The 19274-nt window shown below is 46.7% G+C and carries 14 protein-coding genes; 5 read left to right on the forward strand and 9 right to left on the reverse strand.

The window, feature by feature from the left end; all coding sequences use genetic code 11:
- Positions 1-24 precede the first annotated feature (24 nt).
- Genes NSU11_RS09400 through NSU11_RS09410 form a run of 3 tightly spaced genes read left to right on the forward strand, consistent with a single transcriptional unit; the run spans position 25 to position 1986 of the window.
- Positions 25-444 (forward strand): GtrA family protein, encoded by a 420-nt coding sequence (locus tag NSU11_RS09400; protein WP_149126566.1) that lies wholly within the window; start codon positions 25-27, stop codon positions 442-444.
- Positions 445-448: 4 nt separating this feature from the next.
- A complete protein-coding gene (galU, locus tag NSU11_RS09405) occupies positions 449-1330 on the forward strand; it encodes a UTP--glucose-1-phosphate uridylyltransferase GalU (RefSeq protein ID WP_149126565.1) in 882 nt (293 codons plus the stop codon).
- A 53-nt stretch (positions 1331-1383) separates the two neighbouring features.
- Entirely contained in the window at positions 1384-1986 is a 603-nt protein-coding gene (locus tag NSU11_RS09410) for a DedA family protein (protein ID WP_342493892.1), read from the forward strand.
- Between the two features lie 38 nt (positions 1987-2024).
- On the opposite strand, the gene NSU11_RS09415 is transcribed toward NSU11_RS09410, so the two are convergent.
- Complete coding sequence (locus tag NSU11_RS09415) at positions 2025-2846, reverse strand: uroporphyrinogen-III synthase (protein ID WP_025093161.1); 822 nt, start codon at positions 2844-2846, stop codon at positions 2025-2027.
- A gap of 142 nt (positions 2847-2988) precedes the next feature.
- Between NSU11_RS09415 and NSU11_RS09420 the strand changes: the two genes are divergently transcribed.
- Positions 2989-3609, forward strand: a complete 621-nt coding sequence (locus tag NSU11_RS09420) for a GPR1/FUN34/YaaH family transporter (protein ID WP_024425703.1) — start codon at positions 2989-2991, stop codon at positions 3607-3609.
- Between the two features lie 38 nt (positions 3610-3647).
- Here NSU11_RS09420 and NSU11_RS09425 read toward each other — a convergent pair whose 3' ends face one another.
- Positions 3648-4667 carry an LLM class flavin-dependent oxidoreductase gene (locus NSU11_RS09425; protein WP_103132772.1) on the reverse strand — a complete coding sequence of 340 codons (1020 nt, stop codon included), beginning with the start codon at positions 4665-4667 and terminating at the stop codon, positions 3648-3650.
- A 173-nt stretch (positions 4668-4840) separates the two neighbouring features.
- Between NSU11_RS09425 and NSU11_RS09430 the strand changes: the two genes are divergently transcribed.
- On the forward strand, positions 4841-11008 hold the full coding sequence (locus tag NSU11_RS09430) for a hypothetical protein (RefSeq protein WP_342493893.1): 6168 nt from the start codon (positions 4841-4843) through the stop codon (positions 11006-11008).
- Between the two features lie 21 nt (positions 11009-11029).
- Here the strand turns inward: NSU11_RS09430 and NSU11_RS09435 are convergent, their stop codons facing one another.
- The 7 genes from NSU11_RS09435 to nirB all read right to left on the reverse strand — a co-directional run bounded on the left by NSU11_RS09435 (position 11030) and on the right by nirB (position 19248).
- Positions 11030-11590, reverse strand: a complete 561-nt coding sequence (locus tag NSU11_RS09435; RefSeq protein ID WP_311163817.1) for a CatB-related O-acetyltransferase — start codon at positions 11588-11590, stop codon at positions 11030-11032.
- A 64-nt stretch (positions 11591-11654) separates the two neighbouring features.
- Positions 11655-13022, reverse strand: coding sequence for an MATE family efflux transporter (locus NSU11_RS09440; RefSeq protein ID WP_197172730.1), 1368 nt, complete (start codon positions 13020-13022; stop codon positions 11655-11657).
- 25 nt (positions 13023-13047) lie between these two features.
- Positions 13048-14532, reverse strand: a complete 1485-nt coding sequence (gene dacB, locus NSU11_RS09445) for a D-alanyl-D-alanine carboxypeptidase/D-alanyl-D-alanine-endopeptidase (RefSeq protein WP_185854472.1) — start codon at positions 14530-14532, stop codon at positions 13048-13050.
- A gap of 126 nt (positions 14533-14658) precedes the next feature.
- Positions 14659-15633 (reverse strand): pectinesterase family protein, encoded by a 975-nt coding sequence (locus NSU11_RS09450; protein ID WP_133744093.1) that lies wholly within the window; start codon positions 15631-15633, stop codon positions 14659-14661.
- Between the two features lie 88 nt (positions 15634-15721).
- A complete protein-coding gene (locus NSU11_RS09455; protein WP_024422641.1) occupies positions 15722-16423 on the reverse strand; it encodes a DUF421 domain-containing protein in 702 nt (233 codons plus the stop codon).
- A gap of 66 nt (positions 16424-16489) precedes the next feature.
- Positions 16490-16813 carry a nitrite reductase small subunit NirD gene (gene nirD / locus NSU11_RS09460; RefSeq protein ID WP_034621391.1) on the reverse strand — a complete coding sequence of 108 codons (324 nt, stop codon included), beginning with the start codon at positions 16811-16813 and terminating at the stop codon, positions 16490-16492.
- 23 nt (positions 16814-16836) lie between these two features.
- Positions 16837-19248 carry a nitrite reductase large subunit NirB gene (nirB, locus tag NSU11_RS09465; RefSeq protein WP_034621389.1) on the reverse strand — a complete coding sequence of 804 codons (2412 nt, stop codon included), beginning with the start codon at positions 19246-19248 and terminating at the stop codon, positions 16837-16839.
- Between the last annotated feature and the right edge of the window lie 26 nt (positions 19249-19274).

A 19274-nucleotide genomic window follows, 5' to 3' on the forward strand; every position in this document is an offset into this window, starting at 1 on the left:
CACCCACTCAAACACTAGGAGGTGATGATCCTTCGCATGACAAAGAAAAATATTCGGATCTATGCCGCATTTTTAACTGTAGGCGCTAGCAATACGATGATTGACTTTCTGTTCTTCTTTTTTTTAACTGCTTGCTTTGTTCCCTCTTTTCTTGCACAGTGCATGTCCTATACCGCAGGAATGCTGAACAGTTATGTTTGGAATCGAAAATGGACGTTCCAAGTGAAAAAGAAAGCTGACAAGTGGGAATGGATCAAGTGGGCCACAGTCAACGGCGCAGCGTGCCTCCTCACCTATGTTGTCTTATATGTCATACAGCAAGCAGGTTTCTCATTATTCATTAGTAAAACGATTGGTACCCTTCTTGGCATGATGATCACTTTTACTGGAAGCCGCCTATGGGTTTTTCCATCAGAAAATAAACCATCAGAAATGGAGCGATGATTCAATGAACATTAAAAAAGCCGTCATACCAGCAGCCGGATTAGGCACACGTTTTTTACCCGCAACGAAAGCACAGCCAAAGGAAATGCTGCCTATTATCGACAAACCCGCCATTCAATACATAGTTGAAGAGGCTGTTCAATCAGGCATTGAAGATATACTGATTATCACAGGAAGAAATAAAAAATCGATTGAAGATCACTTTGACCGTTCGATTGAGCTAGAACAGAATTTGCTTGAAAAAGGGAAAGAAGAACAGCTGGCTGAAATCAAACATATTGCGGATATGGCCAATATTCATTATATTCGTCAAAAGGAGCCCTTAGGTCTTGGACATGCGGTATTATGTGCACGTCATTTTACTGGCAATGATCCTTTTGCGGTCCTTTTAGGTGATGATGTCATGGTGTCAGAAAGACCTGCACTCTCTCAGCTCATGAAAGTCTTTGAAGACAAGCAAAGAGAGGTCATTGGCGTCCAGCAAGTGGATCGTCTAGATGTCAGTAAGTATGGTATGATAAGACCAGCTAGAGTAGACGGTCAAGTGTTTGAAGTCACAGACTTAGTGGAAAAGCCAGCTATTCATGAAGCTCCTTCCGATTTAGCCGTGATGGGCAGGTATCTGTTAACACCATCGATTTTTCCTATTCTACAAGGAATCGAGAGAGGTACCGGGAACGAAATCCAGCTGACAGATGCGCTGAAAATCATTGCACATGAATCACCCATTTATGCAACACAATTAGATGGGATGAGATTTGATGTTGGTGATAAGCTCGGCTCGTTTAAGGCAGCGGCAGAACTTGGATTAATGCGTCATGATATGCGGCCAGCCATGCTAGCATATATGCAAAGCATACTCATGAGAGAAGAAAAACAAGCATAGGCTCTTATAAGGATGCTTGAAGAAAATTCGTATTTAAAGGCAGAGTGAAATGAATGGGAACCTTGTTTAATGAAATTTTAACCTGGCTGACAAGCCTAGGTTACGCGGGTGTTGCACTTGGACTGATGATTGAAATCATTCCGAGTGAAATTGTACTTGCCTATGGCGGATATATGGTATCAACAGGCACAATTGGTTTTGTAGGAGCTGTGATTGCCGGCGTCATCGGTGGTACGCTTGCCCAGTGTTTTATTTACTGGATCGGTCTGTACGGCGGACGACCTTTTTTAACAAATTATGGAAAGTATTTATTCATCCATGAACATCATATCGCGACTGCAGAGCGCTGGTTTGATCGGTATGGAACCGGTGTAGTCTTTACCGCCCGCTTTATCCCTGTTGTCCGTCATGCCATCTCGATTCCAGCGGGTATTGCCAAGATGCCTTTTTTGAAATTTGTTTTCTTGACAGGATTAGCTGCCATTCCTTGGTCCATCCTATTTATCTATCTGGGCATGCAGCTCGGGACAAAATGGGATCATATTCAAAGTGTTGCTCATGCTTATACAACCCCTATTATGGTCATTGCCATCGTCCTGATTGTTCTCTACTTTGTACTCAAAAAAATTCGGACGAATCGAAAACGGACAATCTAACAAAAAAGCCTTTCACTGATCTGGCGAAAGGCTTTTTTTTATATGTGTGCTGATTGTTTTTTCATATATTGGGATAATTCTATAATCATTGCTCCCATTCTCTCAAGTGACGGGGCAAGAATTCGGTCTATTCCTTCTTCTTTTAAAGCTTCAGCCGTAACTTTTCCGACAGCTACTGCAAGCACATCCTGCTCGAATAATGCTTGCAATTCTTCTTTTCTGCCCCACTCTGCGGCTAGTTTGAAAAAAGCGTGGACCTGGACAGCGGTTGTAAAACAGACGGCATGAACTTGTCCATCTTTCATTTCTTGCAGCAGCGTTTCAGCTGCCTCTGGTTCAGGAGGTGTGTGCTGATATGGTAAAAGCGGCAAAACATCTGCCCCCTTGTCATGTAAAAACTGAATGAGAGCTGGTGCATTTTCACCATGAAGCTGCACCATCACGCGTTTTCCTTGAAACTCCTTGTCTTCAAGCTTTGAAATCAAGTCACGAACCGTTCCGTCTTCATCAGAGACCTCTGGCTGAATTCCGCGTTTTTTCAGCGCAGCAAAGGTTTTGTACCCTCTTGAAGCAATATGTGCGTTTGATAGAATGTTCATAAATTCTTTACCAAGCTGCAGCTCTTCTGCACTCTCAATCAATGTATCTGTACCGATGCCTGTTGTCAAGATCACCCAGTCGGCCCCTTGCCTCACAAAGGTTTCTATGCCTGGCTTTAAATCCTCTTTGGCTAAAAATACGGTTCCTTGAAGAGAGCGAATAACGGCTTGTCCTCCTTGTTTTTCGACAAGTGTACGCATTTCTTCTGTTTTTCTTGTTCCACAAATGGCAATCGTTTTTCCAGATAAGCCTTTACTCATGTTATCCCTCTTTTTCTATCACATTTGATATGTATTAAATATAGATTTATTTGGAAGACGATGCAAGTGTCTACTAAAAAAGAGCTTGACGTTTCTATCGAATTCGAGTATCTTTTGTAAGTGCAAATTGTAGGAGGTCATTATGGAAAAACAGAATGTTCAAGCAATTCGATTATCAATTGCAGACCCAACACCACTTGGTTTGTTTGGTTTAGCAATGGTGACGCTCGTTGCGTCCTCACAAAAACTAGGAATCACAGATGGCACTTCCCTTATTTTACCTTGGGCTATCTTCCTTGGAGGAATCGCGCAGCTGATCGCGTCCATACAAGATTCAAAGCATCATAATATTTTTGGAGCCACTGCTTTTGGCGCATTCGGTCTTTTCTGGATGGGCGTTGGAACAACTTGGCTCATTCAAGCCGGCGTCTTTGGGAAAACACTTGCGGGAGCAGCAGATCCAAAACAGCTAGGCTTTGCGTTTATTGGCTATTTGATTTTCAGCTTGTTTATGACGATTGGTGCAATGGAAACACATAAAGTGTTATTTTTGATTTTCGTCTTTATTGATTTCTTATTCATTGGTCTTTCCCTTAGCACTTTTGGTGTGATGTACGATGTGACTCATACCATGGCTGGTATTGCAGAATTGATCATTTCCCTGCTCTCATTTTATGGTTCTGCAGCTGTTGTCCTTAATACACATTTTGGCCGTATTGTTCTGCCAATCGGACAACCATTTCGCATTTTTACAAAAGCTTAAATAAAAAAGAACTGCTCTGTGCAGTTCTTTTTTTATGTTTATTTTTCTTGTGCCTCTTGAAAAATCTCTCCGATGATTTCATACGAGCGCATTCTTTCTTGATGGTCAAACATATCCGAATTAATCATCACTTCATCTGCTTGAGTAGCTTCTATAAAGGCTTCTAATTCTGTTTTCACCTTTTCTTTATCCCCAATGATAGTCGAGCTTAATTGTTCATCCACCATTGCCTTTTCATATGGACTCCAAAGACCGTCCATGCTGTCGACAGGCGCCTTCAGTTTTCCTGGTGTGTTGCGAATGAGACTTAAAAACCGCTGATAATGAGAGGATGCCAAATATTCAGCCCGTTCTGTTTGATCTGCAGCAAAAACCGTCACACCGACCATGGCATAAGGCTCTTTTAATACATCAGAAGGTCTAAATGACTGTCTGTACAACTCTAATGCGGGAATTGTATTTTTAGGTGAGAAGTGTGCTGCAAAGGCAAATGGCAATCCAAGTTCTCCTGCAAGTCTAGCGCTAAAACCGCTTGAACCAAGGAGCCAAATTGGAATGTCCAGGCCTTCCCCTGGAACAGCTCTTACATGTTTTTTAACCTGACCGGTCGGTTTGAAATATTGACGAAGTTCTTCAAGCTGCTCAGGGAAATCTTCTCCGTTATGAAGATTACGTCTAAGCGCTCTTGCTGTTAACTGATCTGTCCCTGGTGCTCTGCCAAGACCTAAATCAATTCTCCCCGGATACAATGTCTCAAGTGTGCCAAATTGTTCGGCAATGACAAGTGAAGAGTGGTTTGGCAGCATAATCCCGCCAGATCCTACTCGAATTTTTTCGGTTCCTCCCGCAATATATCCAATTAAAACAGACGTTGCAGAGCTCGCTACCCCTTCCATGTTATGGTGTTCTGCCAGCCAGTATCTATGATAACCCCACTTCTCCGCCTTCTTTGCTAAATCCATACTACGATCAAAAGATTCTTTAATGGTACCTCCTTCTGTCACTGAGGATAAATTTAAAACGGAATAGGCTTTGCCTTGTAAAACTGATTGACTCATATATGATGTCCCCATTTCTGTCAAAAATCATACTATTTTATACTTTCAACACCATAACACAAATCAATGAAAGATTTAAATGATTTGATTCGATGATTTTCGAAATGATGATTTTCTAGGTTTTACTTCCAATTTGAAAATTTGCACATAGAATGAAATATCAATTCTAGGAGATGGGCAATTTGTACAATCAATTCGAACACAAATGTCCCTTTTGCGGTAAATACCATGAACAGCCTCATTACAAAAGATCACGTCATGACCGTCCTCGAAAAAGAGACTGTCCATTCATTAAACAAGAATATTCAAAACAAAATACATCTCAAGGGAATCAACCTTGCCACATTGCAAAAGGAATAAAACAATCAAAACAAAATCAAAGAGCTGGACCAAGAGGCCCGGCAGGCCCAGCAGGTCCCCCTGGACCAACCGGACCTACTGGACCTGCTGGCGGGTTAACCGGCGCCCTTCCTTTTAATCCCTCACAATCACAAGATTACGATGCAGGGCAAGTGGTCACGTTTGATGGCAGTACTTACATTGCCAATGTTGACGCTCCATCAGGTATACCTGGACTCTCCCCCGACTATACCCTTTTAGCTGCTTCTGGAGAAACCGGTCCTACGGGTCCTACTGGGATCGGATTAAGTGGTATTGAAGCCTATGATCCTGTTATGGCACCAACATATTCAGTCGGTCAAGTGGTCACTTATGGTGGTGGTACGTATATTGTGGATTCTGCACCACCTTCAGGTACGCCAGATACGTCGCCAGATTACACACTTTTAGCAGCACCAGGTGAAACTGGCCCTACCGGTGCGGCGGGTACCACAGGTAACACTGGACCTACAGGTCCTACCGGTCCTACCGGGGCTACAGGGATCACTGGAACAACTGGACCTACCGGAGCTACAGGGATCACTGGGTCAACAGGTCCTACCGGCGCCACAGGGATCACCGGATTAACCGGACCTACTGGTGCTACAGGTATCACTGGAGCAACTGGTGATACGGGTGCCACGGGGATTACTGGGTCAACTGGACCTACCGGTGCCACGGGGATTACTGGATCAACTGGACCTACCGGTGCCACGGGGATTACTGGATCAACTGGGCCTACTGGCGCAACAGGTATCACTGGAGCTACTGGGCCTACTGGCGCAACAGGGATCACTGGAGCTACTGGGCCTACTGGCGCAACAGGTATCACTGGAGCTACTGGGCCTACCGGCACCACAGGGATTACCGGAGCTACTGGAGATACGGGTACTACAGGCAGCACTGGACCTACTGGTCCTACTGGCGCCACGGGGATTACCGGATCAACTGGAGATACGGGTACTACAGGCAGCACTGGACCTACTGGGATTACTGGAGCTACCGGACCTACCGGTGCCACGGGGATTACTGGAGCTACCGGATCTACTGGTGCCACGGGTAGCACTGGGGCAACTGGTCCTACTGGTGCCACGGGGATTACCGGAGCTACTGGAGATACCGGGGCTACTGGGATTACTGGGGCTACCGGACCTACCGGTGCCACGGGTAGCACTGGACCAACTGGAGATACCGGCGCTACAGGGATCACTGGAGCTACTGGACCTACTGGTGCCACGGGTAGCACTGGACCAACTGGACCTACTGGCGCAACGGGGATCACTGGAGCTACCGGACCTACTGGTGCCACGGGGATTACTGGATCAACTGGTCCTACCGGCGCAACGGGGATCACTGGAGCTACCGGACCTACTGGTGCCACGGGGATTACCGGATCAACTGGAGATACCGGGGCTACTGGGATTACTGGGGCTACCGGACCTATCGGGCCTACCGGTGCCACGGGGATTACTGGATCAACTGGACCTACTGGTGCGACGGGGATCACCGGAACAACTGGTGATACGGGTGCTACAGGCAGCACTGGACCAACAGGTCCTATCGGTGCTACAGGGATCACTGGAGCTACCGGACCTACTGGCGCTACAGGGATCACTGGGTCAACAGGTCCTACCGGCGCCACAGGGATCACCGGATTAACCGGACCTACTGGCGCGACGGGGATCACCGGAACAACTGGTGATACGGGTGCTACAGGCAGCACTGGACCTACTGGGCCTACTGGTGCTACAGGTATTACCGGATCAACTGGAGATACGGGTACTACAGGCAGCACTGGACCTACCGGTGCTACTGGGATTACTGGATCAACTGGACCTACCGGTGCCACGGGTAGTACTGGATCAACTGGTTCTACCGGCGCCACGGGGATTACCGGATCTACTGGAGATACGGGTACTACAGGCAGCACTGGACCTACTGGTCCTACCGGTGCTACTGGGATTACTGGAGCTACCGGGCCTACTGGCGCAACGGGGATCACTGGACCAACTGGACCTACTGGCGCAACGGGGATCACTGGAGCTACCGGACCTACCGGTGCCACGGGGATTACTGGAGCTACCGGATCTACTGGTGCCACGGGTAGCACTGGGGCAACTGGTCCTACTGGTGCCACGGGGATTACCGGAGCTACTGGAGATACCGGGGCTACTGGGATTACTGGGGCTACCGGACCTACCGGTGCCACGGGTAGCACTGGACCTACTGGTGCCACGGGGATTACTGGATCAACTGGTCCTACTGGTGCCACGGGGATTACCGGATCAACTGGAGATACCGGGGTTACTGGGATTACTGGGGCTACCGGACCTACCGGTGCCACGGGGATTACTGGATCAACTGGACCTATTGGTGCGACGGGGATCACCGGATCAACTGGTGATACGGGTGCTACAGGGATCACTGGACCAACAGGTCCTATCGGTGCTACAGGGATCACTGGAGCTACCGGACCTACTGGCGCTACAGGGATCACTGGACCAACTGGACCTACTGGCGCAACGGGGATCACTGGAGCTACCGGACCTACCGGTGCCACGGGGATTACTGGAGCTACCGGATCTACTGGTGCCACGGGTAGCACTGGGGCAACTGGTCCTACTGGTGCCACGGGGATTACCGGAGCTACTGGAGATACCGGGGCTACTGGGATTACTGGGGCTACCGGACCTACCGGTGCCACGGGTAGCACTGGACCAACTGGACCTACTGGCGCAACGGGGATCACTGGAGCTACCGGACCTACTGGTGCCACGGGTAGTACTGGATCAACTGGTCCTACCGGCGCAACGGGGATCACTGGAGCTACCGGACCTACTGGTGCCACGGGTAGTACTGGATCAACTGGTTCTACCGGCGCAACGGGGATTACCGGATCAACTGGAGATACGGGTACTACAGGCAGCACTGGACCTACTGGTCCTACCGGTGCTACTGGGATTACTGGAGCTACCGGGCCTACTGGCGCAACGGGGATCACTGGACCAACTGGACCTACTGGCGCAACGGGGATCACTGGAGCTACCGGACCTACCGGTGCCACGGGGATTACTGGAGCTACCGGATCTACTGGTGCCACGGGTAGCACTGGGGCAACTGGTCCTACTGGTGCCACGGGGATTACCGGAGCTACTGGAGATACCGGCGCTACTGGGATTACTGGGGCTACCGGACCTACCGGTGCCACGGGGATTACTGGATCAACTGGACCTACTGGTGCGACGGGGATCACCGGAACAACTGGTGATACGGGTGCTACAGGGATCACTGGACCAACAGGTCCTATCGGTGCTACAGGCAGCACTGGAGCTACCGGACCTACTGGCGCTACAGGGATCACTGGGTCAACAGGTCCTACCGGCGCCACAGGGATCACCGGATTAACCGGACCTACTGGCGCGACGGGGATCACCGGAACAACTGGTGATACGGGTGCTACAGGCAGCACTGGACCAACAGGTCCTATCGGTGCTACAGGGATCACTGGAGCTACCGGACCTACTGGCGCTACAGGCAGCACTGGGTCAACAGGTCCTACCGGCGCCACAGGGATCACCGGATTAACCGGACCTACTGGCGCGACGGGGATCACCGGAACAACTGGTGATACGGGTGCTACAGGCAGCACTGGACCTACCGGTGCTACTGGGATTACTGGATCAACTGGACCTACCGGTGCCACGGGTAGTACTGGATCAACTGGTTCTACCGGCGCCACGGGGATTACCGGATCTACTGGAGATACGGGTACTACAGGCAGCACTGGACCTACTGGTCCTACCGGTGCTACTGGGATTACTGGAGCTACCGGGCCTACTGGCGCAACGGGGATCACTGGACCAACTGGACCTACTGGCGCAACGGGGATCACTGGAGCTACCGGACCTACCGGTGCCACGGGGATTACTGGAGCTACCGGATCTACTGGTGCCACGGGTAGCACTGGGGCAACTGGTCCTACTGGTGCCACGGGGATTACCGGAGCTACTGGAGATACCGGGGCTACTGGGATTACTGGGGCTACCGGACCTACCGGTGCCACGGGTAGCACTGGACCAACTGGACCTACTGGCGCAACGGGGATCACTGGAGCTACCGGACCTACTGGTGCCACGGGTAGTACTGGATCAACTGGTCCTACCGGCGCAACGGGGATCACTGGAGCTACCGGACCTACTGGTGCCACGGGTAGTACTGGATCAACTGGTTCTACCGGCGCAACGGGGATTACCGGATCAACTGGAGATACGGGTACTACAGGCAGCACTGGACCTACTGGTCCTACCGGTGCTACTGGGATTACTGGAGCTACCGGGCCTACTGGCGCAACGGGGATCACTGGACCAACTGGACCTACTGGCGCAACGGGGATCACTGGAGCTACCGGACCTACCGGTGCCACGGGGATTACTGGAGCTACCGGATCTACTGGTGCCACGGGTAGCACTGGGGCAACTGGTCCTACTGGTGCCACGGGGATTACCGGAGCTACTGGAGATACCGGCGCTACTGGGATTACTGGGGCTACCGGACCTACCGGTGCCACGGGGATTACTGGATCAACTGGACCTACTGGTGCGACGGGGATCACCGGAACAACTGGTGATACGGGTGCTACAGGTATCACTGGAGCAACTGGTGATACGGGTGCCACGGGGATTACTGGGTCAACTGGACCTACCGGTGCCACGGGGATTACTGGATCAACTGGGCCTACTGGCGCAACAGGGATCACTGGAGCTACTGGGCCTACTGGCGCAACAGGGATCACTGGAGCTACTGGGCCTACTGGCGCAACAGGGATCACTGGAGCTACTGGGCCTACCGGCACCACAGGGATTACCGGAGCTACTGGAGATACGGGTACTACAGGCAGCACTGGACCTACTGGTCCTACTGGCGCAACGGGGATTACCGGTGCTACTGGAGATACGGGTACTACAGGCAGCACTGGACCTACTGGGATTACTGGAGCTACCGGACCTACCGGTGCCACGGGGATTACTGGAGCTACCGGATCTACTGGTGCCACGGGTAGCACTGGGGCAACTGGTCCTACTGGTGCCACGGGGATTACCGGATCAACTGGACCTACCGGTGCTACTGGGATTACTGGGGCTACCGGACCTACCGGTGCCACGGGTAGTACTGGATCAACTGGTTCTACCGGCGCCACGGGGATTACCGGATCAACTGGAGATACGGGTACTACAGGCAGCACTGGGCCTACTGGTGCCACGGGGATTACTGGATCAACTGGTCCTACCGGCGCTACTGGGATTACCGGATCAACTGGACCTACTGGTGCCACGGGGATTACTGGGGCTACCGGGCCTACCGACGCAACGGGGATCACTGGAGCTACCGGACCTACTGGTGCCACAGGTAGTACTGGATTAACTGGTCCTACCGGTGCCACAGGTAGGACTGGGTCAACTGGAGCTACTGGCGCTACAGGGATCACCGGACCAACCGGACCTACTGGTGCGACCGGTGTTACTGGTGTCACTGGGGCTACTGGAACAGGTGGTTTTACGGATACAGCACTTTATGCTGCTAATAGTTCTGGATCTACCATTATCACTGTAGCTAGTGGGACGAATATTCCTCTGCCGAATTTACAAAACATTACTAACTTTACCGCAAACGGAACGAGCACTGTTTTTACCGTTTTGCAAACTGGTAAATATTATATTACGTATCAAGTCAACACCACAACAGCTCTTTTAATTAATACACGTTTGCTTTTAAATGGAGATACTGTGCCTGGTTCTGTTCAATCACCGGTTATCTCTACTTCGTTTCTCAATAATACTTTAATCGTCAATATAACAGCTGGAAGCACCATTTCACTGCAGTTTTTTGGGGCAGTTGTCACAGCTATTTTAGTTGGCGGTGGCGATGCTGCAGGTGCTACCTTGACCATCATACGGCTCAGCTAAACATAAAAAAGAAAGGCTTTCTCAGCCTTTCTTTTTTATATCTTCTATTACAGTTATACAACGTTCAATATCATGAGATTGTAAAAGTTGAAAAATAGATTGGATGATTGAAAACTCCAAATTCCACCATTCTAATAACTGCAGTTTTTCGATTATTTCGGATGAAAATCGATATTTCATGAGCTGCTGGGGATTTCCTGCGGCAATTGCATATGGCGGCACATCTTTTGTGATCACACTATTTGCTCCGATCACGGCCCCGTTTCCTATACATACTCCTGACATAACCGTCGCACCATATCCAATCCATACGTCATGTCCAATATGAACATCTCCCTTCGATTTGGGATGTCCTTTAATGTGGACAGCTTCTTTGAAAATTTGATTAAACGGATACGTTGTGACCCAATCTGTACGGTGTTCCCCGCCTAGAAAAATTTTCACTTCGTTTGCGATGGAACAAAACTTCCCAATATGTAATGTCGTTCCTTCTCCCCAAGTCAACACTTGGAAATCTGGTCCGGCATAAGAAAAATCACCGATATTGTACGAGATTAGTTCACTTCTTTGATTCAAAAACATAGAAGATCCGGCCTCCTTAAAAGTGAGAGATCTTCGTATGTATATGCTGCTTTACGCTTTCACATTATGATTGAACAAGCGCTACAATTTGTTTTTTCTTCCATACGAGCTGATAGTAGCTGTATTGGAGGAGTAAGTTCACAAAGAACGCAGCAGGGTAGCCAATCCATATTCCCTTAATGCCAAGGGATGTATAGTGTGATAGCACATAAGCGACTGGTACTTCTACAAGCCAAATGGAACAAATACTAAAGATCGTTGGCCAAAGAACTGTCCCGCTTGCTCTCATTGTGGCTGCAACAATTTGGGCCGTTCCAAAAATGAGATAGCTCCATAGTGTAATGACGACCAAACTATAGGCAATGTCTATCGTCTTAGGATCTGTTAAAAAGATAGATAAAATCTGCGGTGCAAAAATATAAACGAAAATAATGATACATCCGCCTATGGCAAAGTTAAGTCCTAACCCAATTTTAATGACATCTTTCAGTCGATTCATATTCCCTGCACCAATGAATTGTGCTGCAAAGATTGAGACCGCAATGCCAAGACTCACTGCCGGCATCTGCACATAACTCACGACTTGATTGACAACACCATAGGCAGCTGTCGCCTGTGATCCATAATCGTTGACGAAAGAAATAACGGCAATTTCTGATAAAGAAATAAGGATCATATTAATGCTTGATGGGATACTAAGCTTTAATAACGTTTTTAATAGATCCCCTTTCATTAATAAATGCTTTCTCACCGATGCATCAATGCGAAGCGGATGCTTTGTCTTATATAAGTAGATATGTAGAATGATAAACGTCACAATTGTTGAAATCACAGAAGCATACGCAGCGCCATATAAGCCGAACGCCGGCAGTCCCAGCCAGCCAAATAATAAAATGGGCAGCATCAAAATATTCGTTGCCGTACTAATCATTAAGAAATAAAAAGGTGTTTTCGAATCCCCTGTTCCCCTCAAGAAGGTCGTATAAACAAAATAAAGAAATAAGATCGGCATTGAGATGAATAGAATTCTGGCATATGCCGCACTTTCCTCCACGATATTAGCGGGTGTTCCCATGAGGTTTAAGATATCAGTTGCGAAAAAACCTCCAATGATCGCTAAAGATATTCCGATTAAAAAAGTGAATGAAAGCGTTGTGCCAATAATTTCTTTTAATTTCTGTTCATTTTTTGCTCCATACGCTTGTCCAATAAGGATCGAGCTCCCCGATCCAATGCCAATGGAAAAAGAAACGAGTAAAAAGAAAAGCGGAAAGAATGCAGAAATGGCAGCTACTGCATCCTCTCCAATCCATCTTCCGACAAGAACAATAGACACTAATTGTCCGATCGATTGCAAAATATTACTTAGCAAAAGCGGGATGAGAAAAATGGACATGGTTTTTACTAAAGATTGATTATTATCTAACGTCATGATGGTTCTCCTTCTCTCTCTAAATCTAAAGATTCTCAGCAAGTATGCTGACAATACGGTCTTCTATCTCTTTCCCTTTTTCGTCATCAACAAGGTGATTTAATAAAATGGAAAAAGCGAGCGTTTTTCCGCCCTGCGTGTCAATATATCCAGAAAGTGTACTGACCGTTGTTAACGACCCTGTTTTTGCACGTACTTTTTCTAGTGTAGCTGGTTCCTTCAATCTGTTCCTTAACGTTCCCCCCACCATTCGTTCACTTGCCCCTGCTAAAGGGAGCGCATGTTCATAGGTTTTAAACCATTTTTCCTTTTGAATGTTTGTCAAAAATAAAGTGAACTGGTTAGCAGAGACAAGGTTAATAGGTGATATCCCCGATCCGTCACGCAGCACTGCAAGCGAAGGATCAACGCCAAACGCAGGAAGCCGTTCATTCATGACGTCCAGCCCAGCTTCAAAGCTCCCTTTGTTTTTCACTTTTTTGCCTAGTTCCTTTAGCAAAATTTCTGCATGGGTATTGTTGCTTAATTTCATCATAGGAACAAGCAGCTCCGATAATGGCATCGATGTATGGGAAGCAATTTTTTTGGCTTTTTTAGGAACTTGTTTTGATTTCAGCGGTCCCTTTACTTGAATCCCTTCCGCCTTTAACGCTCGTTTCATTAAATCTAAAGCATAGGCGGCCGGCTCCCATAAAGCTACCCATTGTTTAGATGAGCTTGCTTTAACCGGAATGGTCCCAGTCAACGTAATCTTGTTGGATCCGTGAGAGCGCTTAAAAGAGATTTTCTTTTTTCCGCCTTCTGGAACTGTTTTCACTTGATTGATGACTTGAGCGACATCCGTTTTCGGAATCATATCATAGGCGGCTTTCAGTCCTGCTTTTTTTCCTGGTTTTACTTCGAGAATCACGGTCCCTGCATCATAATCTTGATTCGGTGAAGCCGTGAGAGCAGAAATTTGTGCCCCGTAATATTGATCCTCATCACTCCAAGGCAGATCAATCGAGTATCTCGTGTCATCAAACCAAGTGTCATCTGCCGCAAGCTGTCCGCGAATGGTATGTATTCCGGCCTTTTTGACCTGTTTGGCGAGTGCTGCAAAATCCTCCTCTAATAAAGTTGGATCGCCGGTGCCACGAAGATAAAGGCTGCCATGTAGCGTTTTCTTTTGAATGGAACCATCCATCCAGATGTCTGTAGGGAATGTGTGTGTTTCTCCAAGTATATCAAGTGCGATGGCTGATGTGAGCAGTTTCATATTAGAAGCAGGAGTAAGACGAATATCGGCTTGATGTTCATAAAGAAGAGAGGTGTCAGAAGTATCGCGGACGCTGATGCCAGAGATCGCGCCCTCTAAATCAGGTGCTGTTCGTATGAATTCGTCTAAAGCTGTCATCCATTGAAGTGAATCGTCACGAGCTTTGAGTTGTTCATCTTTCGCTGAAAAAGGGAGAAATAAAATCGACAGGATACATATTTGTAAAAACATGAGCTGTGAAAAACGCTTCACGCAATCCCTCCTTTTTGTTGCAGCCAATTTTAGAAGAATATGTTCATTATACACAAAAGAACGTTTGTTCTCAAAGGTTTTTTAAACAGAAAAGTCAGCTTTCTTTGACGAAAACTGACAAGCCCTTTACCTCTTTTCTGGATTCCAGCCATCGGCTCCGCCAAGAACAGCCTGAACTGTGATTTGACTTGCTTCATTTTGGGTTAAAATGGTTGACCATTTTACGCGGTTTGCTGGGCTGCTTCCTGCTCCTGTCGATCCAAATTCTTTGTACCTGGCCGTTCTTTCGTTGTCACGGTTATCCCAGTTATGCCATCCCTCGGCTTTTATATGGTCATCCATTTTTGTATGGAGGAATGTCACAGCCGAATAAGGTCTCCACGGACGTCCTAAATAAACCGATTGCGCAGCTGCCGTTCCCTTTTTCAACGTAGAATCTATGAATACATAGCCGTACCTTTGTGCTTCTGTTGTGGATGCTGCAGTAATATACCCATTTCCAAGACTTTTTATTTCAGCTCTTTTAAACACAGCTGTGGCTGATCCAAAAATAAAATCGACCGTGCCTTCAATATAGCAGTTTTCGTAATATTGCCGCCCTGTGCCTGTTGCATAAAGTGTATCTTGATAGCCTAACACACGTATTTGTTTGAACACAGCCCGGTCGCCAGACACATACAGCGCAACTGCCTGACCCGCATGTCTGCCAGCTGTATTTTGAAAAGTGATATTTTCTGCATAAAAATCGTTTGCACGAATCATTGTGCTTGAGCTGTTTGTTGTACTGCCGGTGCTTGCATTTGTATCATCATACGTAAGAATCGTTTTGTGCTGGTTTTCGCCAATAAAGGATACGTGTGGTTTATTTTGCGGAAGCAATATTTTTTCTTTATATACGCCATTTTTAATATAGATCGTTGCCGGTTGTTGATTGTTTGCTGGAATCGCATCAATGGCAGACTGAACGGTGCGGTATGTCCCGCTTCCCTTTTGATCAACAACAAGGACACGGTTATGCCCGGCTTCTGCTGCTTGAAGTGAAGCTGGGTCAAAAAGAAAGAAAGACAAGACCATGACCATCCATATGTTTCTAAATTTCATCACATATCTCCCCCTCATTTTGTGAACGTTTTCATCAAACATTCTTTTTGATCCTATTCCGTACACGCACAAAAAAACACCCACGTTTTTATGTTGTGGATGTTTTTTTAGACTTTTCATATTGCATCGCATAAATCCCTTCATTTTCAATCCATTCACAAAATAGAACGTCTCGATAAGAGGAAATATGCTGCTTTTTTAATTGCTCATTCAGCCAAGATTCATCAAAGCCGGCTTCTTGAAGATCTTTTTTTAAAATTTCGCCGTCAATAATAAACGTTCTAGGCAATTTCACTTCTTTTCCCTTCACGTTCACATCTTCGGCTGTGGCTGGGGCGTATTTCATTTTCGGAAGAACGCTGACAGAGCCGTCCGTTTCCAAAATAGCATATTCAATTTCATTCAGGGCAAAATGGCCTTTTGCGCGAACCAGTGTCTGCAGCTGATTGATATCAAGCATATTTTTCTTCAACCGGTTGTAGTGAATCTTCCCCTTATCAATCACAAGAGTAGGTCTTCCTTCTAAAAAAGCGCGAATGGATTTAAAGCGCTGTGAAAGCCATTCAACTGTATAAATGAGAACGCCCCATACTGCAACAGCAAATAAAATGTGCTGAATCCTGACTTCCGGATCAAAAATAGCGTTTCCGACCATTTCGCCTAAAATTAGTGCAGAAATGAAATCAAACGGTGTGATTTGTGCAAATTGTGTTTTCCCTAATAATTTTGTAATAAAAAATAAAGCGAAAAATCCGATTAAGAGTTCAATCAAAATATTAACGAACGGCACAAAAATTCCTTCCTTTCTTGCTGCATTTATATACAGCATTTACATGAAAGGAAGGATCTAAACCATTTATGAAGGCAATAAAATAAAGACATCGTCCCCTTCAACGAATGTTTCATATGTTTTAACGCATCCCTGGTCTGGTGCTTGTACGTTTCCTGATGAAAGATCAATTTTCCAATCATGCATTGGACAGAAAACGTGATTCCCGCTGACCATGCCTTCAGCCAGAACGCCGCCTTTATGTGGACAGCGATTTTCAATGGCTTTGAACTGCTTATTAGAGGTTTGAAAAACAGCTAATTCAAGTGTACCGGCTTCAACTGTTTTCCCTAGCTGGAGCGGAAAATCTGATAGGGTGCCAATGTGAACTTTAACAACTGAAACTGTCATATGATCTCATCCCTTCAATTGATTTATACGGAAGCCGTCGCTTTTTGAAATAATTGTCTCGTGTCTTTTTGGCTCTCGCGAAGCTCCTGCCAAGGCTCTTCATATGTTGAAAGCGCAATGTCCATTCTTTCGATTAAGGCTGCTCGTTTTTCATCATCTAGGAGTACTGATTGAATATGCTCTAAGCCAAGTCGCTCAACCCAAGCAGAGGTTCTTTCTAAATAATTTGCCGTTTCTCTGTAATATTGAAGGTATGCTGCGGCCATTTGCTCTACTTCTTCTGCTGTACTGACCTTCATTAATAAATCTCCAGCCCGCAGGTGTGTGCCGCCATTTCCGCCGGCGTACAATTCAAACCCTCCATCTATCCCCACGATACCGAGGTCTTTAATTCCGGACTCTGCACAGTTTCTCGGACAAGCAGAGACGGCCATTTTTACTTTATGCGGTGTCGCAAGACCTTCAAATTTCTTTTCTAGTGCAATTCCAAGAGCCATGGAGTCCTGCGTGCCGAACCTGCAAAATTGTTCTCCAACACAAGTTTTAACTGTTCTTAAAGATTTCCCATATGCATAACCCGATGGCATATCTAGATCCGCCCACACTTTTGGTAAATCTTCTTTTTTGACACCTAGAAGATCGATACGCTGACCGCCAGTCATTTTCACAAGCGGTATTTCATATTTGTCGACGACATCGGCTATTTTCCTCAAGTCATTTGCATTGGTGACGCCGCCGTACATTCGCGGAACAACTGAATAGGTACCATCGTTTTGAATATTGGCATGCATGCGTTCATTTACAAAGCGTGAGCTCTTTTCATCTTTGTATTCAAGTGGATAAAGCATGCCTAAATAATAATTCAGTGCAGGTCGGCATTTTGAACAGCCTTCTTCTGTATTCCAGTCAAGTACATTCATCACTTCTTTGACATGCTGCAAGCCTTTTTCTTTGATCTCATGAATGACTTCATCTCGTGAAAGAGTGGTGCAGGCGCAGATGGTTTCTTTTTGGGCTGTCCGGCTTGCATCCTCACCTAGCGTATGCCAAAGAATCTCTTCGACAACAGGCTGACAGCCTCCGCAAGATCGTGAGGCACTTGTACATTGCTTGACTTCCTGAAACGTTGTTAAGCCTTCTTTCTGAATGGCTTCTACAATCTGCCCTTTTGACACGCCATTACAGCCGCAAACGATATGGTCGTTTGCCATGCTGTCAATCGTGCTTACTTGCGCCGGATCATTGGAGGTTAAGACAGATACCTTCTCCATATCCGACATATCTATTCCTTCTTTAATGTACGAGAATAAACGAGGTCCGTCGCTTGTTTCTCCAAACATGACGGCGCCTACTAATCGGTTTTGCTGGAAAACGAGTTTTTGATAGATGCCTTTTTGTTCGTCAAAAATTTTAATCGCCTTTTTCTCATCGTTTTCAATAAAATCACCAGCTGAAAATACATCAACTCCTGATACTTTCAGCTGTGTTGACAGAACAGAGCCTTCATATGGAGCAGGGTTCAAGCCGCATACATGCTTGGCAAGTACAGCCGCTTGATCGTATAAAGGAGCAACTAATCCGTACGTTTGTCCTCTGTGTTCCACACATTCTCCGACGGCATAAATGCCCGGGACACTCGTTTCCATAAAATCATTGACGATAATCCCACGGTTCACTTCAAGCCCGCTTATTTCTGCAAGCATTTTACTCGGTTTAATTCCCGCAGCCATGACAACTAGGTCTGCCTCAAGTGTAGTGCCGTCTGAAAATAATAAACCTTCTACTCTTGTATCTCCTAAAATCTCATTTGTCTGTTTTCCAAGCAGGAATTTCATCCCCTGTTCTTCTAATGCTTTTTGAAGAAGCTGTCCTGCAATAGGGTCTAGCTGGCGTTCCATTAAATGAGAGCCGAGGTGAATGACATTCACTTCCATGCCTAAGTTTAATAGACCGCGTGCTGCTTCAAGCCCAAGGAGTCCGCCTCCGATGACTGCTGCTTTTTTGTACGTAGTAGAGGCATTGACCATTTCCTCAGTGTCTTGCAATGTACGAAAAGCCGTTACGCCTTTTTTATCACTCCCTGGAATTGGCAGGATAAATGGAAGTGACCCTGTTGCTAAAATCAATCGGTCATAATGCACGGTCCGTCCTTGATCACTGGTGACTGTTTGGTTCTCTGTATCGATCTTCACAATGGTCTCGTTTGTAAACAGTTGAATATCATGCTTTTGATACCAGTTCCAATCGTTTAACGTAATATCTTCGACTTTCGTATCCCCTTGAAGCACTTTCGATAAAAGAATTCGGTTATAGTTAGGATGCGGTTCAGTCCCAAATACCGTCATGTCGAATCGTTCGCCGTCTGTTTTTAAAATGTTTTCAAGGCTTCGAATGCCGGCCATACCGTTCCCCACTAATACGAGTTTTTCTTTCATGAAAAAACACCCCTCATGTGATCATT

Source organism: Bacillus sp. FSL R5-0712, from assembly GCF_038593285.1.
Taxonomy (GTDB): domain Bacteria; phylum Bacillota; class Bacilli; order Bacillales; family Bacillaceae; genus Bacillus; species Bacillus safensis.